Source organism: Streptomyces krungchingensis (assembly GCF_054729265.1).
Genome location: NZ_JBPUKY010000001.1, coordinates 1434115 through 1456430 on the forward strand (window position 1 = coordinate 1434115; position 22316 = coordinate 1456430).

Annotated in this window: 21 protein-coding genes and 2 pseudogenes; 11 read left to right on the forward strand and 12 right to left on the reverse strand. The window is 72.6% G+C overall.

What is annotated here, in order from left to right:
* Positions 1 to 123 precede the first annotated feature (123 nt).
* The 4 genes from ACSYGO_RS06550 to ACSYGO_RS06565 all read left to right on the forward strand — a co-directional run bounded on the left by ACSYGO_RS06550 (position 124) and on the right by ACSYGO_RS06565 (position 2260).
* A complete protein-coding gene (locus ACSYGO_RS06550; RefSeq protein WP_345657871.1) occupies positions 124 to 849 on the forward strand; it encodes a GntR family transcriptional regulator in 726 nt (241 codons plus the stop codon).
* Between the two features lie 182 nt (positions 850 to 1031).
* Positions 1032 to 1169 (forward strand): hypothetical protein, encoded by a 138-nt coding sequence (locus ACSYGO_RS06555; RefSeq protein ID WP_460386083.1) that lies wholly within the window; start codon positions 1032 to 1034, stop codon positions 1167 to 1169.
* Positions 1170 to 1194: 25 nt separating this feature from the next.
* Positions 1195 to 1347, forward strand: a complete 153-nt coding sequence (locus ACSYGO_RS06560) for a hypothetical protein (protein WP_460386084.1) — start codon at positions 1195 to 1197, stop codon at positions 1345 to 1347.
* Positions 1348 to 1438: 91 nt separating this feature from the next.
* On the forward strand, positions 1439 to 2260 hold the full coding sequence (locus tag ACSYGO_RS06565; protein WP_432174646.1) for an alpha/beta fold hydrolase: 822 nt from the start codon (positions 1439 to 1441) through the stop codon (positions 2258 to 2260).
* A gap of 152 nt (positions 2261 to 2412) precedes the next feature.
* On the opposite strand, the gene ACSYGO_RS06570 is transcribed toward ACSYGO_RS06565, so the two are convergent.
* Entirely contained in the window at positions 2413 to 3861 is a 1449-nt protein-coding gene (locus ACSYGO_RS06570; RefSeq protein WP_460386085.1) for an MFS transporter, read from the reverse strand.
* Between the two features lie 229 nt (positions 3862 to 4090).
* Positions 4091 to 4834, reverse strand: coding sequence for a class I SAM-dependent methyltransferase (locus ACSYGO_RS06575; protein WP_460386086.1), 744 nt, complete (start codon positions 4832 to 4834; stop codon positions 4091 to 4093).
* A 417-nt stretch (positions 4835 to 5251) separates the two neighbouring features.
* Here ACSYGO_RS06575 and ACSYGO_RS06580 point away from each other — a divergent pair, with 417 nt between their 5' ends.
* A complete protein-coding gene (locus ACSYGO_RS06580) occupies positions 5252 to 6103 on the forward strand; it encodes an SCO6745 family protein (protein WP_460386087.1) in 852 nt (283 codons plus the stop codon).
* A gap of 238 nt (positions 6104 to 6341) precedes the next feature.
* Here ACSYGO_RS06580 and ACSYGO_RS06585 read toward each other — a convergent pair whose 3' ends face one another.
* On the reverse strand, positions 6342 to 7385 hold the full coding sequence (locus tag ACSYGO_RS06585; protein ID WP_460386088.1) for a hypothetical protein: 1044 nt from the start codon (positions 7383 to 7385) through the stop codon (positions 6342 to 6344).
* Between the two features lie 384 nt (positions 7386 to 7769).
* On the opposite strand from ACSYGO_RS06585, the gene ACSYGO_RS06590 reads away from it, so the two are divergent.
* The 3 genes from ACSYGO_RS06590 (at position 7770) to ACSYGO_RS06600 (ending at position 10502) form a co-directional block, all read left to right on the forward strand.
* Positions 7770 to 9362, forward strand: coding sequence for an alpha-amylase family glycosyl hydrolase (locus ACSYGO_RS06590; RefSeq protein WP_460386089.1), 1593 nt, complete (start codon positions 7770 to 7772; stop codon positions 9360 to 9362).
* Positions 9363 to 9432: 70 nt separating this feature from the next.
* A complete protein-coding gene (locus ACSYGO_RS06595; protein ID WP_037762607.1) occupies positions 9433 to 9750 on the forward strand; it encodes a PadR family transcriptional regulator in 318 nt (105 codons plus the stop codon).
* On the forward strand, positions 9747 to 10502 hold the full coding sequence (locus tag ACSYGO_RS06600; RefSeq protein WP_460386090.1) for a hypothetical protein: 756 nt from the start codon (positions 9747 to 9749) through the stop codon (positions 10500 to 10502). The genes ACSYGO_RS06595 and ACSYGO_RS06600 overlap by 4 nt, the downstream gene beginning before the upstream one ends.
* A 19-nt stretch (positions 10503 to 10521) precedes the next feature.
* On the opposite strand, the gene ACSYGO_RS06605 is transcribed toward ACSYGO_RS06600, so the two are convergent.
* The 5 genes from ACSYGO_RS06605 to ACSYGO_RS06625 all read right to left on the reverse strand — a co-directional run bounded on the left by ACSYGO_RS06605 (position 10522) and on the right by ACSYGO_RS06625 (position 14603).
* Entirely contained in the window at positions 10522 to 10770 is a 249-nt protein-coding gene (locus ACSYGO_RS06605) for a hypothetical protein (RefSeq protein WP_432174640.1), read from the reverse strand.
* A 52-nt stretch (positions 10771 to 10822) separates the two neighbouring features.
* A complete protein-coding gene (locus ACSYGO_RS06610; RefSeq protein WP_460386091.1) occupies positions 10823 to 12088 on the reverse strand; it encodes an RNA polymerase sigma factor in 1266 nt (421 codons plus the stop codon).
* On the reverse strand, positions 12085 to 12426 hold the full coding sequence (locus ACSYGO_RS06615) for a YciI family protein (protein WP_426679861.1): 342 nt from the start codon (positions 12424 to 12426) through the stop codon (positions 12085 to 12087). Before ACSYGO_RS06615 ends, ACSYGO_RS06610 begins: the two co-directional genes overlap by 4 nt.
* The gene (locus ACSYGO_RS06620) at positions 12423 to 13160 is read right to left on the reverse strand and encodes a nuclear transport factor 2 family protein (RefSeq protein WP_426679862.1); all 738 of its coding nucleotides are present in this window, start codon (positions 13158 to 13160) and stop codon (positions 12423 to 12425) included. Before ACSYGO_RS06620 ends, ACSYGO_RS06615 begins: the two co-directional genes overlap by 4 nt.
* A gap of 183 nt (positions 13161 to 13343) precedes the next feature.
* Positions 13344 to 14603, reverse strand: a complete 1260-nt coding sequence (locus ACSYGO_RS06625; protein ID WP_460386092.1) for a cytochrome P450 family protein — start codon at positions 14601 to 14603, stop codon at positions 13344 to 13346.
* A 79-nt stretch (positions 14604 to 14682) separates the two neighbouring features.
* Here ACSYGO_RS06625 and ACSYGO_RS06630 point away from each other — a divergent pair.
* A pseudogene (locus ACSYGO_RS06630) lies at positions 14683 to 14838 on the forward strand (RNA-guided endonuclease TnpB family protein); the annotation flags it as partial.
* Between the two features lie 60 nt (positions 14839 to 14898).
* Here ACSYGO_RS06630 and ACSYGO_RS06635 read toward each other — a convergent pair.
* On the reverse strand, positions 14899 to 15819 hold the full coding sequence (locus tag ACSYGO_RS06635) for a zinc-binding dehydrogenase (RefSeq protein WP_426679864.1): 921 nt from the start codon (positions 15817 to 15819) through the stop codon (positions 14899 to 14901).
* A 402-nt stretch (positions 15820 to 16221) separates the two neighbouring features.
* On the opposite strand from ACSYGO_RS06635, the gene rho reads away from it, so the two are divergent.
* On the forward strand, positions 16222 to 17358 hold the full coding sequence (gene rho, locus ACSYGO_RS06640; protein WP_460386093.1) for a transcription termination factor Rho: 1137 nt from the start codon (positions 16222 to 16224) through the stop codon (positions 17356 to 17358).
* A 90-nt stretch (positions 17359 to 17448) separates the two neighbouring features.
* A pseudogene (locus tag ACSYGO_RS06645) lies at positions 17449 to 18306 on the forward strand (D-alanyl-D-alanine carboxypeptidase family protein); the annotation flags it as partial.
* Between the two features lie 59 nt (positions 18307 to 18365).
* Here ACSYGO_RS06645 and ACSYGO_RS06650 read toward each other — a convergent pair.
* From ACSYGO_RS06650 to ACSYGO_RS06660, 3 genes are all read right to left on the reverse strand, one after another.
* Positions 18366 to 19751 (reverse strand): glycosyltransferase 87 family protein, encoded by a 1386-nt coding sequence (locus ACSYGO_RS06650; RefSeq protein WP_460386094.1) that lies wholly within the window; start codon positions 19749 to 19751, stop codon positions 18366 to 18368.
* On the reverse strand, positions 19748 to 21142 hold the full coding sequence (gene mptB / locus ACSYGO_RS06655; RefSeq protein WP_426679867.1) for a polyprenol phosphomannose-dependent alpha 1,6 mannosyltransferase MptB: 1395 nt from the start codon (positions 21140 to 21142) through the stop codon (positions 19748 to 19750). Before mptB ends, ACSYGO_RS06650 begins: the two co-directional genes overlap by 4 nt.
* 230 nt (positions 21143 to 21372) lie before the next feature.
* Positions 21373 to 22305, reverse strand: coding sequence for a glutaminase (locus ACSYGO_RS06660; RefSeq protein ID WP_345657905.1), 933 nt, complete (start codon positions 22303 to 22305; stop codon positions 21373 to 21375).
* Between the last annotated feature and the right edge of the window lie 11 nt (positions 22306 to 22316).

The following is a 22316-nucleotide window of genomic DNA, read 5'->3' on the forward strand; positions in this document are numbered from 1 at the left end:
CGCGCGGACTGAAATCGGCCGAACTGCCCGACCGCTCTTTCCTGGTGGTTTAGACCAATGCTAGATGTGGTGGCGCAATGAGCCCGCACGGCTACGCCTTGTCACCACCCAGGAGGCGCGGACATGGCCCGCACCACCCAGTCATCCGACCACGAGCCGCTCTACGCCCGGATCGCCACGCAGTTGCTCGGCGAGCTGCGCGACGGAACTGTGGCACCCGGTGAACGTCTCCCGGCAGAAAGGGAGTTGGCCGCACGATTCGGCGTGAGCCGCGAGACGGTGCGGCAGGCGCTGCAACTGCTGCGGCGCGAGGGCACGGTCTCCACCGACCGGCGCGGCAGCCACGCCACGCTGCCCGGCACCGCCGCCGAGCACGTCCCCTCCCTGGACTTCCCGGTCGGGGCGCTCAGCCCCGAACCGCCCACGCTCCAGCGGACCACCGTGACCTGGGAGACACCACCGCCGGAACACGCGGAGGCGCTCGGCCTCGCCCCGCGCCGGCCGACCCTCGTCCACCGCTACGAGTCGACCGCGGCGGACGGCACGGGGCTGCGGACGGCCGTGACGTCCTTCTCCGCGGTGGCGGTCACCGAGGTCGAGGAGCTGGCCCGCTACCGGGACCGCGCCGACGGCACCGCGTCGGCGCAGCTGCGCAGAGCCTACGACTGGATGCGCAAGGCGGGGCTGACCCTGCACCACCGGGACGCCATCACCCGCCTCCCCGAGTCCGTCAGGGTCACCCGCCGCGTACACGACCAGTACGACCGCCCACTGGAGATCACCGACCTCGTCGTCGACGCACGGCAGGACGCCCTGGTGTACGAGTTCACGCTCCCGGCGGCCGGCTGACCGGGCCGGGACGCCGGCCGGACGGCGCGCGGAAGGCCGTCGTCCGCCGGGACCCCGCCCCGGCACGGAACCCGGGGACACGGCGGCGGCCGAGGCGGCGACCTGGTCGGATCCGCTTCCGGTACGCAACGACAGTCACGTGACCGATCCCAGGAGCGCCGATCACGTCTAGCGTCGACGACGTGACCACCAACGACGCACAACGGATCGAGCGGGCCGACGGCGCGGACCGCGTCCCGGTCGGCTTCCCGTCGTCGGCCACTGCTTCGGCGGACTCCTCAAGACCGGTACCGAGTACCGCGACGGCGGCCCGCCACTGATCGTCCCGGACGGGAGGACCACGCGGTGCCGTGGCCCATCACCCGCCCCTCGCACAAGAAGCAGCCGCACGACCCCCGCGTCACCGAGATCAAGGGCCGGGGGCATGCGCTGACCATCGACCACGGCCGGCCGGAAGCAGCCGACACGGCGCCGGACTTCGTCCGCCGCTCCGCGTGACCGGCTGCGCGCGACCGCCGGCCGTACGGCGCCCGAACGCCACTTCGCACCACCACGCGCACATCGCTTCACCATTCGAAAGGGAACACCCATGAGCACGTTCACGACGTCCGACGGCACCGACATCTTCTACAAGGACTGGGGCAGCGGGCAGCCCGTCGTCTTCAGCCACGGCTGGCCGCTGAACGCGGACGCGTGGGACGGGCAGATGCGCCTCGTCGCGGAGAACGGCTTCCGCGCCGTGGCCCACGACCGCCGCGGGCACGGCCGCTCCGCGCAGCCGTGGCAGGGCAACCACATGGACCAGTACGCCGACGACCTGGCCGAACTGATCGAGAAGCTGGACCTCACCGACGTGATCCTGGTGGGGCACTCGACCGGTGGCGGCGAGGTCGCCCGCTACATCGGCCGGCACGGCAGCGCGCGGGTGGCCAAGGCGGTGCTGCTGGGTGCCGTTCCGCCGCTGATGCTGAAGACGGACGCGAACCCGGAGGGCACTCCGCTCGACGCCTTCGACGGGATCAGGGCCGGTGTGGCGGCGGACCGTTCGCAGTTCTACCAGGAGCTGAGCGTGCCGTTCTTCGGCGCCAACCGTGAGGGTTCGGCCGTGTCGCAGGGCAAGCGCGACGAGTTCTGGCTGCAGAGCATGCAGGCCGGTCTGAAGGCGGCGTACGACTGCATCCGGCAGTTCTCCGAGACCGACTTCACCGAGGACCTGGCCCGCATCGACGTGCCGACGCTCGTCGCGCACGGCGACGACGACCAGATCGTGCCGATCGCGGCCGCCGCGCTGAAGACGGCCGAGCTGGTCAAGGACGCGACGCTCAAGGTGTACCCGGGCGCACCGCACGGCCTGGTGGGCGAGTTCGAGCAGGCCTTCAACGCCGACCTGCTGGAATTCATCCGCGGCTGACCGGACACGCGCCGCCGTGACGGCGGCGCCCCGGGCCCGGCTTCCCGTGCGGCAGGCCGGGTTCCCGGATGGGGTGCGTCAGGCCCGGGTCCCCGGCTCGTTCTGGGGGCCCGGGCCTGCGCGGGTGGCGGCGCCGGGGCGGGGCGTACCCCTCAGCCGTTGCGGGCGGGTGCCGTGCGCCGCGTCCACGCCGAGAGGGCGAGCGCGACGGCCGCTCCGGCCAGGAGTACCGCCACGACTACCCACACGGTGGAGCCGACGGCGTCGGTGAAGGCGGCACGCGGATCGCGGACCTGGGTGACCCGGTCCTCGAAACGCGAGGTCATGAGTGTGCCGAGGACACTGGTGCCGAGGACGGCGCCGATCTGGCGGGCCGCGTTCACCGTGCCGCCCGCCTCGCCCTCGCGTCCGCGCGGCACATGGCCGACCGCGAGCGCGGTGGACGGCGCGTTGGCGAGGCCGCTGCCCAGTCCGAACAGGACGAATGCGGCCACGTATCCGGTGAACGAGGTGCCGGGTCCGACCTGCGCGAAGAGCGCGGCTCCGGCGGCCGCGAACAGCAGCCCCGCGGTGATCAGGGTGCGCGGCCCCAGACGCCGTACGAGCACGCCCGCGAGGACGGAGGAGGCGATGAACGTGCCGAACTGTGCGAGGAGTTGGGCACCGACCTCCAGGGCGCTCAGGCCCCGGACCCGCTGCAGCCACAGCACCTCGAGGAGCGAGAGGCCGACGAAGGCGAACAGCACGATCGCGGCGAGCACCAGCGAGGCGCCGTAGGAGGGGTCGCGCAACAGCCGCAGGTCGACCATGGGCGCCGCGCGCCGCAGTTCGATCAGGACGAACGCGGCGAGCAGCGCGACCGAGGCGGCGACGGCCGCGATCGCGCGCGGCGAGCCGTAACCGTGGTGTCCGCCGTCGATGAGCCAGAAGACCATCAGTCCCAGCCCGGCCATGGCCGTCACCTGGCCCGGCCAGTCCAGGCGCTGGGACGGATTCCGGGACTCCGGGACGAACCGCAGGGCGACGACGACGGCGAGGACGGCGACCGCCGCGTTCAGCCAGAACGCGCTGTGCCAGGTCCACCAGCGCAGGGCGAGCCCAGCCGTGACGGGGCCGATCGCCAGACCGAGGCCCGAGGTGGCGGCCCAGGCGGCGATCGCGCCCGCCCGGCGCTTGGGGTCGGGGACCGCGTGGGTGACGAGCGCGAGCGAGCTGGGCGTGATGAGGGCGCCGCCCAGGCCCGCGACCGCCTGCCCGGCGAGCACGGTGGCCAGGTTGCCTGCGAGGACCAGGACGACTCCGCCGACCGCCATGGTGACGGCTCCGGCGAGGAAGACGCTCCGCCGGCCCCATCGGTCGGCAAGAGCTCCGGCTCCCAGCACACAGGCGGCCACCACGAGCGTGTACGTGCTGGGCACCCACACGAGGTCGGCCGGGCCGAGGCCCAGGTCGTCCTGGACCGCGCTGAGGGTGCCGATGGTCTGGGTGGTCTGGAGGAAGACGGTGAACAGGCCGAGACAGGCGGCGACGAGGACCGGCAGCTGGCTCGCGCCGGGAGCCGTGCGCGGCGCGGTCGCCGCGGCGCGCAGATCAGATGCCATCGTGCACCTCGCCGGGGCCGCCCGAGCCGGGGTCGATATCGGCAACGACCTCGTCCGGCGCGGGTACGCCGACGGGCAGGGGGATCTTCATCGCGTTTCCTCGCACAGTCGGTCCTGAGGACGGGCATGAGATAGTTAGTTTGAAAAACATACTCACTATAGCCCTGCGAGTTTGAAAAACAAATGCACACAAGGGCGTGCTTCGGCCACGACAGGCGGACCTGAAAGTTCAGCGGGAGGCCGGGTCCGGGGTCCGGGTCGCCACGACCATCCGGCACCGCGGGCTGCCGTCGGGCCGCGTGCCGAACTCGGGCAGCGCCTGAAGCTCCACGTCGAAACCGGCCGACACCAGCTCCCGCCGCACCTCACCCAGGCGGAAGGACCGGTAGTACATGACGAACGGCGGACGCCACACGGCGTTGCGCACCCGCATCACCGCGTCGAAGCCCAGCAGGGCCCAGAACCAGGGCGAGCTCGGGCGGGGCGGAGCCATGACGGGGAACGCGAACCGCCCGCCCGGCCGCAGAACCGAGTGCACACCGGCGAACAGCCCCGGAAGCTCCCTCGGCAGGAAGTGCCCGAACGCCCCGAAGCTCACGACCAGGTCGAACGCGGGGCCGAAGGGCAGCGCGCGAGCGTCGCCCCGCACCCAGGCCATGGACGGCTCCGTGCCGGCCCGGTGCCCCGCGCGTCCGACGGCCAGCATTCCCGCGCTGATGTCGATCCCGGTGACCGAGTCCCGGCACAGCCCCCGCAGGACGTCCATGCCCGCGCCGGTTCCGCAGCACAGGTCCAGGCCCGCCCGGAACGGCCCCATGGGCCGCAGCGCCCGCCCGACCGCATCGAGAATCGAGTCCGGCGTCCGGAAGGGCGTGTGGTCGAACTTGGGCGCGAGCAGGTCGTAGCCGTGCTCGACGGAGGACAGGGCCTGAACGGCGAGTTCGCGGAGGCTGGGACCTTGCGGGGTGAACATCCTGTTCAGCTTAGAGGTCGTCCCGGTCGGTGGGGCGCGGATCGGTATCGGCGATGAGTTCCCGAAGGAGGCGGGCCACTGTGGCTCCGGGTGCATCGGTTCCTGGCACGCCACACATCATCGACGGGCCGCCTGCGCAAAGTCAGCGCCCCTACGCCGGCAACGACGAACGCACCACCGCCCTGACAGACTTCCTGCACACCTACAGCCACCACCGCTGCCACACCGCACTCGGCGGCCACCCACCGATCAGCCGCGCATTCGGCGACAGAGCGCGGTAATCCGCTCTCGCATACACAATCGCCCAGACGCCAACCCATCTGCACTGCTTCTCTTCGGTCGCCGTCCCTTCGGTCGCCGATGAGTTTCGGTGCGCCGGACGGTCCAAGTCGGCACACCTGACAAAGGGAGAACCCAATGGGCACGACGCGCTTGCATCCGACGACTCATATCGCCCGGCGCATGTTCGAGCTCCTGGAGCCGATCTGCCTGGTCACCTACTGCGCCGACGAGTGCAACGAGGAACTGGCCGCACTCGGCCACCGCACCTACTGGGACGGCTACTTCGCCAGCCGCGCCGCACCACTGGGACGGGTGCCGGCCCAAGTCGTGCACGCAGCCTTCTACAACTTCGCCGACGGGGAAGCCGCGCGGCACATCCCCAGCGCCTGGGAGACGATCCCGCCCGAGGCCTCCGTCGCCGCGAGGGAGCGGGGCAGCGCGGCCTCCCTACGGCGCATCCTCGGCGACGAGCTGGCCGGCTCCCCGGGCCTGGTGCGCGCCGCAGACCTGACCACCAAGGCCGCGACGAGCGCCCCCGCCGAAGGCCGGGTGATGTACGCCGGCATGCGCACCCTCGAGGTACCCAGCGACCCCGTCGCCCGGCTGTGGCATTCCGCGACCATGCTGCGCGAGCACCGCGGCGACGGGCACATCGCCGCTCTCGTCGGCGCGCACATCGGGGGTACGGAGGCCCACGTACTCTCCGCTCTTGACCAGGGCATCCACCCCCCGGAGTCGTTCGGACGCATCCATCACCTGCCGAAAGAGCGCCTGGCCGCGGTCATGGACGGCATGCGCGAACGCGGACTCGTCGACACCGACGGCCACTTCACCGACGCCGGCCGCGCGACCAAACAACGCATCGAAACCGTCACCGACGAGCTCGCCACCCCGCCCTACGACGCCCTGTCCCCCGCCGAACTCGACGAACTGATCACCGAGCTCGAACCCATCACCGCGACCCTGGTGGCCACAGGCTCGCAGTGACACGCAGAAATTACGGTGACGGTGTCGCCGTCACACATCGCCACATCGAGCATGGACTCGCCGACCACAACCGGCCCCTCGCTCCTGCCCAGCAGGCCGGGTGCCCAGTGGCGCCTGCGCCGCTGGGGCCAGGGCCCGTCGTTTGGATCATCCTGTAGTTGGCCAAGGCTGCTGACTGGAGACTCGATCGCGGTACCGACAGTGGCGTATGCGTCGGCGCGGAGGACCTCCGCAGGGCTCACGGGAGCAGTTCTATGTGCGGATGGTCCGGGGACGCCGGGCAGACATGGAGTTGGAGGTCGTAGCCGCCGATGATGTCGATCAAGGTGAAATTGCCGTCCTGGGCGCCCAGGGGAGGCGGGGCCGGGTTCGTCCGTTCCTCCTCGGCGATCCAGGTCCCGCTGCCGCCGTCCCATTCCCAGGAGGCGATGGTGAGGAGCGGGACCTGCTCGGTGCCGCACTCGGGGCAGGGACGGGGCACAGGGTCGGTGCGGGGCCAGCTGCTCCAGCCGCCGGTCTTCCAGCCGGGGGCGGTGGAGAGGTTGTTCTGGTACAGCTCGCCCGGGTCGTCCGCGTACGTGTTGTACCGCGCGGGATCGATCGTCTCCCAGCGGCTCATGTCGTCCAACTGGTCCCGGAGCTCATCGCTCAGCTCCCCGGGGTGGGGGAATTCGGTGACCTGCTCCGGTGAGAACAGACACGGCTCCGGGAGGTAGCAGTCCCGCTGGACGATGGGCGGCTCGGGCGGTGCGTGGAGGACGTCGGTGACGGTGGCGGAGGAGCGCCAGAAGAGGGCTGTCCGGGGGTGGGCCATCTCGTGGTCGAAGGGGCACCACAGGACCTGGAGGAGGTCCGCGTCGGGCAGGCACGGGAAGGGGACGTCGCGGGCGTAGAGCTGGGCGACGGGGAGGAGGGGGATCGGACCGTCGAACCACGGGCGGCCCGCGAGCCGCTCCCAGGTCGCCCGTTCCTCGGGAGTCCACTGGGGTGCCTCGGGGTCGAGGCGCAACCGCTCGGCCGCTGCGGCGCGGTCGTGGCGGAGGAGCCGGACGTCGTCCGGAGAGTGCACCACTGTCGTCACGCGACTGTCGTGCGGCTCGTCGCAGTACGGCCACGGCTCGTCGGCGGGCCACAGGAGCGGCCCGCCGACGGAGCTGTCGTGCACGGTCGGCGAGCCCGGCCGCGGGTGCAGCCGGGTCGCCGTCCGCGCCAGAGGAGCCAGCTGAGGAAAGAGCGCGGTGATGTCGAACGGCCGCGGTGGGGTTCTGAAGTTGGCGTTCATGGCGGTGATGCTGCCAGCGACGTCCGACAAGGGGCGTACCGACTACGTCAGGCCTGGTTCGAGACCGTCCGCGGCGCCGCGGTGCACGGGGGCCGGCCATGACGTCCATCAAGGTGGCTGCGTCGCCCGCTCGACCGCCGGTCAGGACGAACGCGAGGGGACGGCAGCAGCCGTCGGATGGATCTTCGTTGCAAGTCCCCCGCGCGACCGTCCGATGGCGTGGTCGTGCGGCTCGGCCCCCGGGACCGTCCGGTCCGGGAGCAGCGGCTCGATCCGCGCCCACTGGACGTCAGTCAGCGACATGCCCAGATCAACGTCCCACTGGTCCGAACGAAACTGCCCAGGGGCAGCGCGCGCCGTGCGGGCTGATCTAGGGTCGCCGGCATGACTTCGTTCCGTCCCGCCCCCGCATGGCTGGCCGACGCCGTCTTCTACCAGATCTACCCGCAGTCGTTCGCCGACTCGAACGGCGACGGCATCGGCGACTTCGACGGTGTCGCCGAGCGCCTCGACCACCTCGCGTGGCTGGGCGTGAACACCGTGTGGCTCAACCCCTGCTTCGCCTCGCCGTTCCGGGACGCCGGATACGACGTCTCCGACTACCTGAACACCGCCCCCCGTTACGGCTCGAACGACGACCTCGCCGAGCTGGTCGACGAGGCGCGCCGCCGCGGCATACGGATCCTGCTGGACCTCGTCGCGGGTCACACCTCCGACGAGCACCCGTGGTTCGAGGCAGCCGCCGACGATCCGGCGGACGACCGCTACATCTGGACACCCGAGGGGCTCCCCGACGGCTTCGTCGCCTCCCCCGGGACCCGGCCGGGCGCCTATCTGCCGAACTTCTTCGCCTGCCAGCCCGCCCTCAACTTCGGCTACGCGCGCACCGATCCGGCCGAACCCTGGCGCAGTCCGGTGGACGCCGAGGGTCCCCGCGCCAACCGCGCCGCCCTGCGCGAGATCATGGACCACTGGCTGGGGCTCGGCGTGTCCGGCTTCCGCGTCGACATGGCCGCCTCGCTCGTGAAGGACGACCCCGACAGGACCGAGACAGCACGGATCTGGACGGAGCTGCGGCACTGGCTGGACGGCGCGCACCCGGACGCGGCGCTGCTGTCCGAGTGGGGCGAGCCGGAGGTGTCGGTGCCCGCGGGCTTCCACACCGACTTCTTCCTCCAGTTCGGCGGGCCCACCGACGGCCTGGCGCTGCGGTCGCTGTGGAGCAACTCCGAGGGCACGGTCAACGAGGCCTGGGACCCGCTCGACTGCTTCTTCGACCCGGGCGGCAAGGGCTCGCCCCGCCCGTTCGTGGAGGCCTGGCACCGGGCGGTCACCACCCTCGGCGACAGCGGGTTCATCTCGCTGCCCACCGCCAACCACGACTTCTCCCGCCTCAACTGCGGCCCCCGCACGGCCGATCAGCTTCCCGCGGCCTTCGCCTTCCAGCTCACCTGGCCGACCCTGCCGGCGATCTACTACGGCGACGAGATCGGCATGCGCTACATCCCGGGGCTGCCCGACAAGGAGGGCAGCGTGCTCGGCTCCCGCTACAACCGCGCGGGTTCGCGTACCCCGATGCAGTGGGACGACGGCCCGAACGCCGGCTTCTCCTCCGCCCCCGCCGACGCCCTCTACCTCCCGGTCGACCCCTCCCCCGCCCGGCCCACCGTCGCCGCCCAGCTCGCCGACGAGACCTCGCTCCTCCACCTGGTGCGCCGCCTCGTGGCCCTCCGCGCCGGCACACCCGACCTCGGTGCCCGGAGCCCGGTGGAAGTCCTCCACCCGGGCTATCCCTTCGTCTACCGACGCGGGGACCGCCATCTCGTCGTCATCAACCCACAGCAGGGCGCGGCCGGTTGCTCCTCGACCCGCGTTCGTGGAGCCGAACCTCTGGAATCCTCCGGCGTCCGCATCGGCGACGACGGCAGGATCGACGCGCAGGGGTTCGGGTACGGCATCTATCGGCTCGACGGATAGCGGGATCCCGGCGGAGAGCGGTGCGACTGTCGTTCTCGACATACGCCGAGCTGCCTGCTTCACTGGTGATATGGCATCAATTCGCCTGACACGACCGACACTTGAGGTCCTCAAGGTGCTGCTGGCCGCCACGCCGGACGACCCGGCGTGGGGGCTGCGGATCTGCGAGGAGGCCGATCTCGGCTCCGGCACCGTGTATCCCATTCTCGAACGGCTCGTCGACGCCGGCTGGGCGGTCCGCCGGGCCGAGACCGGCGAGCACCCCGGCCGCCCGAAGCGTTACTTCTACGAACTCACCGCCGCGGGCCGGCTGGCCACCCGCGAGGCCCGGGAGCGCAAGCCACGGCTCTTCGGGCTACGCCCGGCCGGCGACGGGGGTGCGGCGTGAGTACGGACCGGCGGGACGACGAGACCCCCTTCGGCGCCGGCCCCGTCGCGATCGTGGCGGTCCTCGCGCCCGTACTGGCCGGGACGGCGGCCGTCCTCTTTCTGCTGATCGGCTACACCGTGAAGACGGTGAGCCCCGGCTCCACGTTCTCCGCTTTCTTGATCACCAACGGCTGGATCTTCGGAGCCGTCACCGCGGCGTCCATCCTGATCGCCGCGATCGGCCTCCTGATCACGGCTCTACGCGCGGGCAGTGAGGCCGCCCAGGAGCCGGGCACCGGGACCCCGTCCGCCGCCCGGCAGCGGCAGAGCCGCAGGGGCAACGGCACCCTGGGGATCGCCTCGTTCGTGGCCGGGCGGCGCCGCACCCATCTGCGCGAGGAGTGGGCGGCCGTCCTCGCCGGGGACCCCGAGCACGGGATCGTGCTGTCCCCGCGCACGAGGATGCGTTATGCCCTCGGCTTCCTGTGGGCGGCCGTCCGGCTGCGCGTCCGGGACCTCGCCGCTCCCTTGTGGGTTCCGGTCGACTGGACGCTCGCCGTGGAGTCCCGCACGAACGGCTTCATTGCCGCCGTGGTGGGTTTCCAGGCGGTCTGGATCGTCGGCCACGGGGGCCTTCCGGCCCTCGTCACGGACGTGTGGGAGCCCTGTGCGATCGTGGGCGGCGCCCTCTACGTCCTGGTGCGCTGGCTGCGCCGTGTCCGCGGCATCGAGCTCGCCGCGGCGCCGCGGGACGACGCGCCCCCGGACTGAGCGCGGCGGGCGGGACCCGTCAGGCGCGCAGCCGCAGGAACGCGAGCCAGACGTCGGGGCCGTCCTGTCCCGGTCCGGCGGAGTCCTCCCGCAGGAAAGGGGCGGGCGTCCCCGGGCGAGTGCGGCGAGCGGGGAGCAGCCGCCCGGCCAGGGCCCTGAGGAAGCGGGGCGCCGTCGCGGTGGCGGCGGACGTGCCGGCCCCCGCGCCGTCGGTGGCGGACACGAAGCCGGCCGGAGTGGTGGGGGTGGTGGTCGCCACGGTGGTCATAGGATCCTCCGTCGTCGTCATCGGGTGCTGTCACCCCACCGACGAACGGCGCCTACGCCGATCGACACTCCGCGAGCCGCTTCGTCAAGAAGCGCCGCTCGGCGTCGTTCACCACCAGCTCCAGCGCCCGGGCATAGGCGTCCGCGGCCTCGGCGCGGCGGCCCGCACGACGCAGCAGGTCCGCCCTGGTGGCGGGGAGCAGGTGGTAGTCCGCGAGCTCGCCCTGCTCCTCCAGCTCGGCCACCAGGGCGAGGCCCGCTTCGGGTCCCTCGGCCATACCCACGGCCACCGCGCGGTTGAGCCGGACCACGGCGGACGGCACGAACCGCTGCAGCTCGCCGTAGAGCGCCGCGATGTCGGCCCAGTCCGTCTCCTCGGCGGTGGCCGCCGTGGTGTGGCAGGCGGCGACGGCGGCCTGGATCTGGTAGGCCCCCGGACGCCCGCGGCGCAGCGCGGACTCCAGCAGGGCCGCGCCCTCGTCGACCGCCGCCCGGTCCCAGGCCGACCGGTCCTGGTCCTCCAGCGTCACCAGGTCGCCCGCCGCGTCGACGCGTGTGTCCCGCCGCGCGTCGTGCAGCAGCAACAGCGCGAGCAGACCCAGCACTTCGGGCTCGTCGGGCATCAGCCGGGCCAGTACGCGGGCCAGCCGGATCGCCTCCGCGCAGAGGTCCCTGCGCACCAGATCGTCGCCCGCGCCGGCGACGTACCCCTCGTTGAAGAGCAGGTAGAGCACGCCGAGGACGCCGGTGATGCGTTCGGGCAGGAGGTGCGCGGGCGGCACGCGGTACGGGATGCCCGCGTTGCGGATCTTCCGTTTGGCGCGGACCAGGCGCTGCGCCATCGTCGCCTCGGGCACGAGGAAGGCGCGGGCGATCTCGTTCGTGGTCAGTCCCGCGAGGGTGCGCAGGGTCAGCGCCACCCGTGCCTCGATGGGCAGCGCCGGGTGGCAGCAGGTGAAGATCAGCCGCAGCCGGTCGTCGCCGACCTCGCTCCCGTCCTCGAACTCCGGGTCGTGGGGCCCGTCGTCGCGTGCCAGCACGGCCACCTCCCGCAGCTTGCGTGCCCCGGTCGCCTCCCGGCGCAGCACGTCCAGGGCGCGGTGGCGTGCGGTCGTGGTCAGCCAGGCGCCGGGGCGGCGCGGCACGCCGTCGCGCCGCCACCGGTCGAGTGCCTGGGCGAAGGCGTCCTGGGCGCATTCCTCGGCGAGGTCCCAGTCGCCGGTCACCCGGATCAGGGTGGCGACGACCTGGCCCCACTCCTCGCGGAAGGCGTCCGCGACCGCCGTTTCGACGTCTCGCGCCCGCGGGTTCGCGCTCACTCCCAGACCGGCCGTACTTCGACCGAGCCGCCGTCCAGCGCGGCCGGGTGCCGGGAGGCGAGCGCGATCGCCTCGTCGAGGTCGGCGGCCTCGACGATGTCGAAGCCCGCGACGTACTGCTCGGACCGGGTGAACGGCCCGTCGTCGAGCAGCACTTCGTCGCCCCGGACGCGGACGGTGGTGGCGTCGGCGGGCGGTCGCAGGCGCGCGCCGCTGCGTGGGACGCCGTGCCCGCGCACCTGGTCGGCGTAGGCCGTGAAGCGGGGGTCGCGGGCGGTCTCGGCGGGGTCCTGCTCCTCGCCGTCGACGGGCGTGCAGGCGAACAGCACGTACTTCACGGCAGGTCCTGGGTGACCGGGGAGTCGAACGGGACCGAGGTGTGCTGGTGGACGATCTGCCAGCGGTCGCCGGCCGCGCGGTAGCCGGTGGTGACGCGCGCGGTGGTGTCCAGCGTGTCGCCGGTGACCAGTTCGGCGCGCATCCGCACGAGGGCGTGGCTGAAGGCGATGCTCTCGTCGACGCGGACCCGGAAGTCGAGCACTTCGCGCTCCACGGGTCCGGCGAGCGTCGAGAACCAGAGTTCCTCGGCCTTGCGCAGAGCCTCGATCCCGTGCTGTTCCAGACCGGACACGGGGTGGAAGATCTCGACGTCCGGCGCGTAGCAGGCCATGGCCCGGTCGAAGTCCCGTTCGCGCGCGGCGGCGGTGAGTTCCGCGTCGAGCCGCCGGATCTCGCCCTCGGCGTCCTCGTCCTCCCAGAACGCGCGCACCTCCATGGCGCCGATCGTCGCCACGGGGTGCCTGGCGGCGGCCTCGACCGCCTCTTCCATGCTGGCGCATTCGAGGATGTCGTATCCGGCGACGTACTCCTTGGTCTCGGCGAACGGGCCGTCGGTGCGCAGGACTTCGCCGTCGCGGACGCGTACGGTGACGGCTTCGGCAGGCAGGCTCAGCCGGTGGCCGTGCCGTCGCACGCCGCGTTCGACGCCCAGTTCCTCCACCCAGGGTTCGACGGGTGCCATGTCGGAGGCGTCGGCGGTGTCGTCGCCGCAGACCAGCAGCATGTACTTCATGGTTCCTCCCGGTGTTCGTGAGCTTCCTGCATCCCACCGACGAACGGGAACGCGCCGCATCGACAACGTCCGCCCGACAATTTTTGCCGACCTCGTGCCGCGGGTTCCGGCCTCGTGTCGCGGGCCCCGCGCCGGTCCTCCCGCCCGGGCCGCTTCGGCGGTCGTGGGGTTCATGCTCGACGGTCACGCCGTGGTGGAGGGTGGTTCGAGCCGCACCGGCAGCTCTCGCACGCTGTTTCCCACGAAGCTTGCGTGGCGGGAGAGTTCGTCCTCATGCACCGCGAGGTCGAGGCCGGGGAAGCGGGCGAACAGCCGCTCCAGGGCGATGGTCGCCTCCATGCGCGCGAGGGGGGCGCCGAGGCAGTAGTGGGCGCCGTGCCCGAGGGAGAGGTGCCGGGCGGTGTCCGCGCGTCCGGGACGGGTGACGTCGAACCGGTCGGCGTCCGGTCCGTGCGCGTCGCGGTCGCGCCCGGCGGCCGAGTATCCGGCGAGGACCGGAGTGCCCGCGGGGATCACGGTGCCGTCGAGCGTCATGTCCCGCACGGGGTACCGGAAGGGGAAGTAGCTGACCGGGGCGTCCCAGCGGAGGGTCTCCTCGACGACGTCGGCCCAGCCCGCCCCGCCGCCTGTCACCAGGTCCAGTTGGTCTCGGTGTCCGCACAACGCCCGTACCGCGTTGGTGATGAGGTTCAGTGTGGTCTCGTGCCCGGCGATGATCATCAGGACGAGGGTGCCGATGAGTTCCTCGTGACCGAGCCGTTCCCCCTCCTCGTCCCGGGCGGCGATGAGTGCGCTGGTGAGGTCGTCGCCCGGCCGCTCGGCGCGGGCCTCGGCCACCGCGGCCAGTACGCCGACCAGTTCCCGGTTCGCGGCCAGGGCCTGCTCGGGTCCGATGTCGGTGGCGACCACCTGGTTGGAGAGATGGTGCAGCCGGTCCCGGTACTCGGCGTCGACACCGAGCAGTTCGCCGATGACTCCCATCGGCAGCGGCAGCGCGAAATGCCGGCGCGGATCCGCGACTCCCCCACCGTCGCGGGCCGCGCGCTCCAGGTCGTCGAGCAGTCCCTCCGTCAGCTGCTCGATCCAGGGGCGCATGCGCTCCACTCGGCGGGCGGTGAAGGCCTTGCTGACCAGCGACCGCAGCCGCCGGTGGTCGTCGCCGTCGGCCGTCGTCATCCCCCGCACGGTGGCGAAGGTCATCAGCGGCCACCCGGGGGTGATGCGGCCTTCGCGCAGTGCCGTGAAGTGCCGGGCTCCCTTGGCGACGTCGGGGTGCGCGAGGAACTCCTTGAGCGCGTCGTGGCCGAGCACCGCCATGCCCTCCACGTCGCCCGGCAGCACGACCGGCGTGACGCCGCCCCGCGCGAGGAGCCGCGCGTTGTCGGCGTGCGGGCAACCGCCCGCGGGATCCAGGCGATGGGGCGTGCCGGACGAGGTGTCCACCGGATTCTCCTTGTGGGACGTCGAGTTGGAGGCCGTTCGGCGCCGCCGGGGCGGCACGGTCCTCGATTCTGCCTGCTCACCTCTGTCACAACGAACGTATGCCTGCACCGCGTGCGGAGCCGTGTCCCCCCGGGACAAGAACTCCGCCCGCGTGATGCTCATCCGGGCAGGTCTGAACCCGGACGGTGTCGAGGGCGCAAGACCGCCTGGGCTGCCAGCCCGAGCGGCAGCCTGAGCCGTACATCCCCACTCAACCCTGAAGGCTGGAACCTCCACCCTTCAGAGAGGGGAGCAGTCAACCGACGTCCAGCACCGCCTTGCCCCGCAGCCGCCGGCTGCCCAGCGCGTCCACCGCCTCCGCGATCCGGTCCCACGGCCCGCGCCAGCCGACGGGCACCCGCAGTCTGCCCGCCTCCGCCAGCGTGAGGAGCCTGGTCAGCTGCGCCCGACGGTCCGTCAGGCCTGCCCCGTTGTACACCGAGACGACGGTCCTGGGGACCGGGCTGCCCAAGGTCGAGCCGACGGGGAGGGACGCCTCGCGGCCTGAGGCCCAGCCGACGCTCTGGAGCGTGCCGCCCGGCATCAGCAGTGCGTAGGCCGCGACGAGTTGGTCTCCGCCGACCGTGTCGATCACGACGTCGACCGGCTCCTCGACACCGCCGAGGCCGATCACCACCTCGTGCGCGCCGAGGGCGGCCGGCCCCTCGGCGCTCGTCTGCGAACCGGCGACCGCGATGACATACGCGCCGGCGAGGGCCGCGAGCTGCACAGCGAACCCGCCCACACCTCCGGACGCTCCCGTCACCAGGACCCTGCGGCCCAGCAACGGCCCCGCCTGCTCCAGCGCCCGCAGGGCAGTGCCGGCGGCCACCGGCAAGGTGGCCGCTTCGCCCAGGTCGACGCCCTCGGGCACCTCGGCCACATCCACGGCGTCCATGGCCCGCAGGGCACCGAAGCCGCCGCCCTCGGCGAAGCCCACCACCCGGCTGCCGACGGAGGGCCCGCTTCCGTCCGCGGCCGCCGCCACCACGATCCCGGCCGCGTCGAAGTCGATGACCTCGCCCGGATCGGCCCGCTCCGCGAAGAACAGTTCGGCGGCGTTCAGGGAGGTGTGCCGGACCTCCACGAGCACCTGCGCGGGACCTGGCACGGGGTCCGGGGCCTCGCCCAGGCGCAGCCTGGCGGGTGACGTGGGGTCAACGATCAGTGCGCGCATGAGAGGTACCTTCTCCCGCTGTCGACGACTCGCCGTACACCAACTCCCGCCGTTCCGGCGTTCTTCCCGCCGGAGCCGGCCGGTACGGGCCCTGCGTATCGCATCCCGACCGCACCGACGCGAGGCGTGGTACTCTCCGAAACAGCACCCATGTGCGATCCCCTTCGGATCGCCGGTGTCAGTTTCTCCTTCTCCGCTGTCGCGCCCGTCGACGAACGACCGGCCGATCAGCTTCTCGGCACCACCTCCTGAAAGCGGTCACGGACTGTTCCGTCCCGCCGCCCTCGAGGTGATGTTCGCGCCGCGCCGAGGCGCGCCGTCACCGGCCCTCGGCCTTCCTTCGCGGCCTCTCACCCCTTCCCCGCATGTCCCGTGCACCTCGTCCTTGAAAGGCCCTCTCTCATGACCACCACACTCGAACGCCCCCCTGTGCAGCAGCCTCGGCCGCAGGCCGTCACCGGTGTCCTCGACATCGACGGCAGCGGGAAGGGGCACCTGCGCGCCACGGACTGCCTGCCCTCGAACGCCGACCTCCAGGTCTCCCCCGCCCTGATCAGCCGTCACGGCCTGCGCAGGGGTGACACGATCGAGGGCGTACGCGGCGCGGCCCGCGCGCTCACCGAGGTCGAGCGCGTCAACGGCCGTACGCTCCAGGAGCTGCGGCGCCGCCCCCACTTCCGTGACCTCACCCCGCTGCATCCGCGCGACCGGCTGCGTCTGGAACACCCGGCGAGCGGCCTGGCCGGACGCGTCATGGACCTCGTCGCACCGGTCGGCAAGGGCCAGCGCGGCCTGATCGTCGCGCCGCCCAAGACCGGCAAGACCGTACTGCTCCAGCAGCTCGCCGCCGCGATCGCCGGCAACCATCCCGAGTGCCGGCTGATGGTGCTGCTCCTCGACGAACGCCCCGAGGAAGTGACCGACATGCGGCGCTCGGTCCGCGGCGAGGTCTACGCCTCCACCTTCGACAAGTCCCCCAAGCAGCACATCGCGCTCGCCGAACTCGTGATGGAGCGCGCCAAGCGGCTCGTCGAGCAGGGCGAGGACGTCGTCGTCCTGATGGACTCCCTCACCCGGCTGTGCCGGGCGCACAACAACGCCGCCGCCTCCGGTGGCCGCACCCTCAGCGGCGGCGTCGACGCGGCCGCCGTGCTCGGCCCCAAGCGGTTCTTCGGCGCGGCACGCCTCGCCGAGGAGGGCGGCTCGCTCACCGTCCTCGCCACCGCCCTGGTGGACACCGGCTCCCGGGCCGACGGCTACTTCTTCGAGGAGCTCAAGAGCACCGGCAACATGGAACTCCGCCTGGACCGCGAGCTGGCGTCCCGGCGTGTCTTCCCAGCCGTCGACATCACCCCGTCCGGTACCCGCCGCGAGGAACTCCTCGTTCCCGCGGCCGAATTGGCGGCTGTACGCGGCCTGCGCCGGGCACTGGCCACCCGCGACGGCCAGGCCGGTCTCGAAACCCTCCTGGAGCGGCTGCGGGCCACCCCGGACAACGCGGCGTTCCTGCGGCGGGTCCAGCCGACACTGCCCGCCTGACCTTCCCCGCGTGTGCCATCCGGGTACTCGCTGCCGCCGTTCGGGCCTGGCGTCCGGGTCCAGGGCCGCTCGGTTCCTACGTTGATCAGTATGACCATCGGATTCTCATACCGACTCGCCGCATCGCGGGCCGCCGCCTGTCGCGCCGCCGTCTCCTGCTCCGTCGTCTGCGTGGTCGGAGCGCTGGCCCTCGCACCGAGTCCGGCCGAGGCCCGGATCGGCACGGACCCGGGCGCGGCCCGGCCGACGGCGTCGCCGCCACCGCCCCTGTACCGGTCCGGGACACACGTACGGCCGCAGGCAGGTGCGCCCGAGGTCCCCGAGGACGTCTCCGCGCTGTCGTGGCTGGTCGCCGACGCCCGCACCGGCGACGTGCTCGCCGCGCACAACGCCCACCGCAGGCTGCCGCCCGCCAGCACCCTCAAGACGCTGTTCGCCCTTACCGTCATGCCGGCGCTGCCCAGCGGCATCCGGCACACCGTCAAGGAAGCGGAACTCGCGGACGTCGGCGAGGGCAGCAGCCTGGTGGGCGTCGACGCCGGCCACACGTACAAGGTGGCCGACCTGTGGCGCGGCGTCTTCCTCAACTCCGGGAACGACGCGGTGCACGTGCTGGCCTCGATGACCGGTGGATGGCGGGCGACGGCGGCCCGGATGCAGGCCAAGGCCAAGGCCCTCGGCGCGCTCGACACCCGTGTCGTCTCGCCCGACGGGTACGACGCGCCGGGCCAGGTCTCCTCTGCCTACGATCTGGCGGTCTTCGGGCGGGCCGGACTGCGCAACGCGGACTTCGCGCGGTACTGCTCGACCGCGCAGGCCATGTTCCCCGGGGACGGCTACCCGTACCGGATCGAGAACACCAACCGCCTGCTGACCGGCGCCGACGGGGTCGACCCGTATCCGGGCCTGATCGGCATCAAGAACGGCTACACCTCCAACGCGGGCAACACCCTCATCGCCGCCGCGCGGCACGGCGACCGCACGCTCATCGTCACCGTGATGAACCCTCAGGAAGGCGACGGGTTCGCCGTGTACGAGGAGGCCCGCTCGCTGCTCGACTGGGGGTTCAAGGCGTCCGGGCACGTCGACCCGGTGGGTTCGCTGATCGACACGCGGGGTGTGCCCGCGGCGGGGCCCTCCGCACGGCCGGCCGCTCCGGCGTCGCCGCAGGACGACGGAACGAGCTGGCCGGACGCCGCCGGGATCGCCGGCGCGGCCGGGATCGGCGCCGGGGGCGTGGCCCTGGCCCTGCGGCTCAAGGCCGCCCGTTCGGCCCGCGGCTGACCGACGGGCAGCCACAGCAGCAGCCCGAGGGTGATCCACGTGTACGTGTTGCTGCCGAGGAACCCGTCGAGACCCGAGGCGTCGTCGAACCACAGCCACACCACGCTGCTGCACAGCACCGCGTAGAGCGCACCCGCGACGCGCAGGCGGCGCCGGTGCAGCAGCACGGCGAACGACGGGAGCAGCCAGACGAGATGGTGCACCCAGGTGATCGGGCTGACCAGGCACGCGGTGAGCCCGGTGAGGGCGAACGCGGCCGTCCAGTCGCTCTCGGCCAGGGCGCGAGTCGTCCGCCACACCCACACGCACATCACCAGCAGGGCGACGATCGCCCAGAGGGCCCTGCTCGGCTCGTCCGGCGCGACGAGGCGGGCCAGCACGCCCTGCAACGACTGGTTGGAGACATAGCCGAGATGGCCGATGCGGTCCGTGTCCCACAGCGCGTCGGTCCAGTAGAAGCGCGAGGCGTCCGGTGCGATCCAGGCCGCCAGGGCGGTGGCCGCCGCGGCGACGGCCGTGGCCACCGCGGCGGCACGCGGGCGGCGGGCGAGCAGCAGCAGGCCGATGAAGAGGGCGGGAGTGAGCTTGACCGCCGCGGCCAGACCGATGCCGACGCCCGCCCGGCGGCCCCGGCCGGTGGACAGCAGCCAGGCGTCGCTCAGCACGAGGGCGAGGAGCAGGAGATTGACCTGGCCGAAGCTGAACGTGTCGCGGACCGGTTCGAACAGGGCCAGCAGGCAGCCCGCCACGGCGAAGCCGAACCAGCCGTAGCGGCGCAGGGCGGGCCCGACCAGCACCCACACCACGAACGCCAGCGCCGCCAGGTTGAGGGCGAAGCCCACGACGATCGCGGTGGGCAGCCCCACCAGCGCCATCGGCAGCATGCCGACCGCGGCGAACGGCGGGTACGTGAAGCCGTACGCCGTCCCCGGCACCCGGTAGTCGTAGATCCGGCCGCCGTGGTGGATCCAGGTGTCGACCGTCCCGTAGTAGACGCGCAGGTCGAACCAGCCGCGCAGGAGCGGCACCGTGGCGGTGAACACGCCGACGGCGACGGCGAGTGCGAGCAGGCACAGCAGCCGCCCGCGGTCGGTGGCCGGTGCTCTCATGCCGTCCGCTCCAGTACCGGTGTCCGTGCCTGCGTCGCCTGGTGTGCCTGCCAGAGCACCACCAGGGCGAGTGCGCCGCCGCAGAAGGCCAGGACGACCTGGGCGGTGTCGGGTGGGCCCCCGCTCGGCAGCACCGCCAGCGCCAGCACCGCGCTGGCGGCCGCGACCCGCGTACGCACCGAACCGTCCGGCGCCGCCGCGGAGATGAGGAACAGGCCCCACAGCGCGTACCAGGGCCGGACGGCCGGCCCGAACACGGCCACCGCCGCCAGGCTCAGCCCCAGCGCGTAGACCGGGCCGGGGCGCAGCCGCAGCCATATGAACAGCACCACCAGCACGGTCACCGCGAGGCCGGCCGCGTGCCAGACGGGCAGCGCGAGCGGGGCGAGGCCGCTGCCCAGCTGCTGCAGCACAGCCCCGGTGGCGCGGCCGAGGACGCTGGTCAGCGCCCAGTTGTGCGGGGAGACGGGGGTCTTCAGCGCCGCTATCCAGCCGTAGCCCGTACCGGCCACCGCGGTCGCCGCGACCGTCGTGGCCAGGGCGACAGCGGCCGTGGTCAGCGCCGACCGCGCCACGCCCCGCCGTCCGCGCAGTGCGACGACGGCCAGCAGGCCGAGGGCGGCGGGCGCCTTCACCAGCGCCGCCAGGGTGACCAGGACGACGCCGAGGAGGTGCCACCGGCCGCGCGCGGCGACCAGCCCCATGCCGAGCAGGCCGAGCATGATGGCGTCGTTGTGCGCACCGGCCACCAGGTGCAGCAGGACGAGCGGGTTGAGCGCCCCCAGCCACAGCGCCGCGGCCGGATCGGCGCCGCTGTGCCGGGCGAGGCGGGGCAGCGCCGCCGCCATCAGGGCCACACCGAGCAGGGCGACCAGCCGCATGCCGAGCAGCCCTGCCGGCACCTCGCCGCGGGTCAGCCCGGACAGGGCGGAGGCGACCGCGAGGAAGACCGGACCGTACGGGGTGGTGGTCTGCTGCCACAGCGGTGCCACCTCCTCGGCGAGCGGGCCACCGAGTTGCGCGGGCCCGTGCGCGTAGACGTCGATGTGCGCGTCGACCATGGCGCCCTGCGCGAGATAGCTGTACACGTCCCGGCTGAACAGCGGGGGCGCCAGCAGCAGCGGTGCCGCCCACACCGCCAGCACCAGCAGCAGGGAGCGGGGAGTCGGCGGGCGGGGGCCGCGTACGACGGTGCCGAGCAGCACCCAGGCGGCGATCAGCAGGACGACTCCGAAGTAGACGCCGACCAGACCGAGTACGGCACGCGCGGACTCGGGGGCGAGCAGGTCCCGCGCGCGAAGTGCCCCGGCCGTCTCACCGCCCAGCGCGAGGAAGGCGGAACCGGCCAGGCCGAGGGCCTGACAGCGGCGGAGATCGACGGGAAAAGCCATGGCCAGCACTCGGGAAGCGTGTCAACGCGAGGTGGCCGGGGAGCGACGTGACGCCTTCCGGGCGGGGGCCGGTGTGTGACCGCCGCGTGGTCGCCGGACGCCGCGCGCGGACGCCTCACCGAGCGCCACGCGCGGCCGCCCGACCGGAGACCACGGACGGACGCCCCACCGGAAGCCGTACGCGGACACGGCGCCGGAAACCACGCGTGGACGCCGGTGAGGCGGACGGCTCAGAAGACCGAGAGCCCCGTCAGCGTCGTGAAGCGGTCCAGTGCCGCGACGCCCGCCACCGAGTTGCCCCGTTCGTCCAGCCCCGGGCTCCAGACACAGAGCGTGCACCGGCCCGGCACCACCGCGATGATGCCGCCGCCGACGCCGCTCTTGCCCGGCAGGCCGACCCGGTAGGCGAAGTCGCCCGCCGCGTCGTACGTGCCGCAGGTCAGCATCACCGCGTTGACCTGCTTGGCCTGGCTGCGCGTGAGCAGCCGGGAGCCGTCGGCGCGGATGCCGTGCCGGGCGAGGAATCCGGCGGCCAGCGCGAGGTCGGCGCAGGACGCCTCGATCGAGCACTGCTGGAAGTACTGCTTCAGCAGCACCGGCACCGGGTTGTCGATGTGGCCGTAGGACGCCATGAAGTGGCCGAGGGCGGCGTTGCGGTCGCCGTGCGCGGCTTCCGAGGAGGCGACCTCCCGGTCGAAGGTGAGGTCCGCGTTGCCGCTCTCCGCGCGCAGGAAGTCGAGCAGCGCGGCGGCGGCGTCACCCGTCTGGGTCTGCAGCCGGTCCGTGACGACGAGGGCGCCCGCGTTGATGAACGGGTTGCGCGGCATGCCGTTCTCGTACTCCAGTTGGACCAGGGAGTTGAACGGGTTGCCGGAGGGCTCCCGGCCGACGTGCTCCCACAGGGCGTCGCCCTCCCGGGCCAGGTCGAGCGCCAGGGTGAAGACCTTGGTGATGGACTGGGTGGAGAACGGCTGCCGCCAGTCCCCCACGCCGTACACCGTGCCGTCCAGCTCCGCGACGGCCATGCCGAAGCGGCGTGGGTCGCAGGCGGCGAGGGCCGGGATGTAGTCGGCGGGCCGGCCGCGGCCGGGGGTCCGCTCGATGTCCTCGGCGATCCGTTCCAGCACCGGCTGGAACGTCAGGGGCGAGCTCATGATCGCCATTGTGCCTCCGG

What these genes read in the sequence shown, in the direction of transcription:
- ACSYGO_RS06595 (WP_037762607.1), top strand. Translation starts at nt 9,433, where the DNA reads ATGGCATCAATTCGCCTGACACGACCGACACTTGAGGTCCTCAAGGTG.
- ACSYGO_RS06660 (WP_345657905.1), bottom strand. Translation starts at nt 22,305, where the DNA reads ATGGCGATCATGAGCTCGCCCCTGACGTTCCAGCCGGTGCTGGAACGG.
- ACSYGO_RS06565 (WP_432174646.1), top strand. Translation starts at nt 1,439, where the DNA reads ATGAGCACGTTCACGACGTCCGACGGCACCGACATCTTCTACAAGGAC.
- mptB (WP_426679867.1), bottom strand. Translation starts at nt 21,142, where the DNA reads ATGGCTTTTCCCGTCGATCTCCGCCGCTGTCAGGCCCTCGGCCTGGCC.
- ACSYGO_RS06580 (WP_460386087.1), top strand. Translation starts at nt 5,252, where the DNA reads ATGGGCACGACGCGCTTGCATCCGACGACTCATATCGCCCGGCGCATG.
- rho (WP_460386093.1), top strand. Translation starts at nt 16,222, where the DNA reads ATGACCACCACACTCGAACGCCCCCCTGTGCAGCAGCCTCGGCCGCAG.
- ACSYGO_RS06550 (WP_345657871.1), top strand. Translation starts at nt 124, where the DNA reads ATGGCCCGCACCACCCAGTCATCCGACCACGAGCCGCTCTACGCCCGG.
- ACSYGO_RS06605 (WP_432174640.1), bottom strand. Translation starts at nt 10,770, where the DNA reads ATGACCACCGTGGCGACCACCACCCCCACCACTCCGGCCGGCTTCGTG.
- ACSYGO_RS06570 (WP_460386085.1), bottom strand. Translation starts at nt 3,861, where the DNA reads ATGGCATCTGATCTGCGCGCCGCGGCGACCGCGCCGCGCACGGCTCCC.
- ACSYGO_RS06620 (WP_426679862.1), bottom strand. Translation starts at nt 13,160, where the DNA reads ATGAAGTACATGCTGCTGGTCTGCGGCGACGACACCGCCGACGCCTCC.
- ACSYGO_RS06575 (WP_460386086.1), bottom strand. Translation starts at nt 4,834, where the DNA reads ATGTTCACCCCGCAAGGTCCCAGCCTCCGCGAACTCGCCGTTCAGGCC.
- ACSYGO_RS06590 (WP_460386089.1), top strand. Translation starts at nt 7,770, where the DNA reads ATGACTTCGTTCCGTCCCGCCCCCGCATGGCTGGCCGACGCCGTCTTC.
- ACSYGO_RS06585 (WP_460386088.1), bottom strand. Translation starts at nt 7,385, where the DNA reads ATGAACGCCAACTTCAGAACCCCACCGCGGCCGTTCGACATCACCGCG.
- ACSYGO_RS06650 (WP_460386094.1), bottom strand. Translation starts at nt 19,751, where the DNA reads ATGAGAGCACCGGCCACCGACCGCGGGCGGCTGCTGTGCCTGCTCGCA.
- ACSYGO_RS06635 (WP_426679864.1), bottom strand. Translation starts at nt 15,819, where the DNA reads ATGCGCGCACTGATCGTTGACCCCACGTCACCCGCCAGGCTGCGCCTG.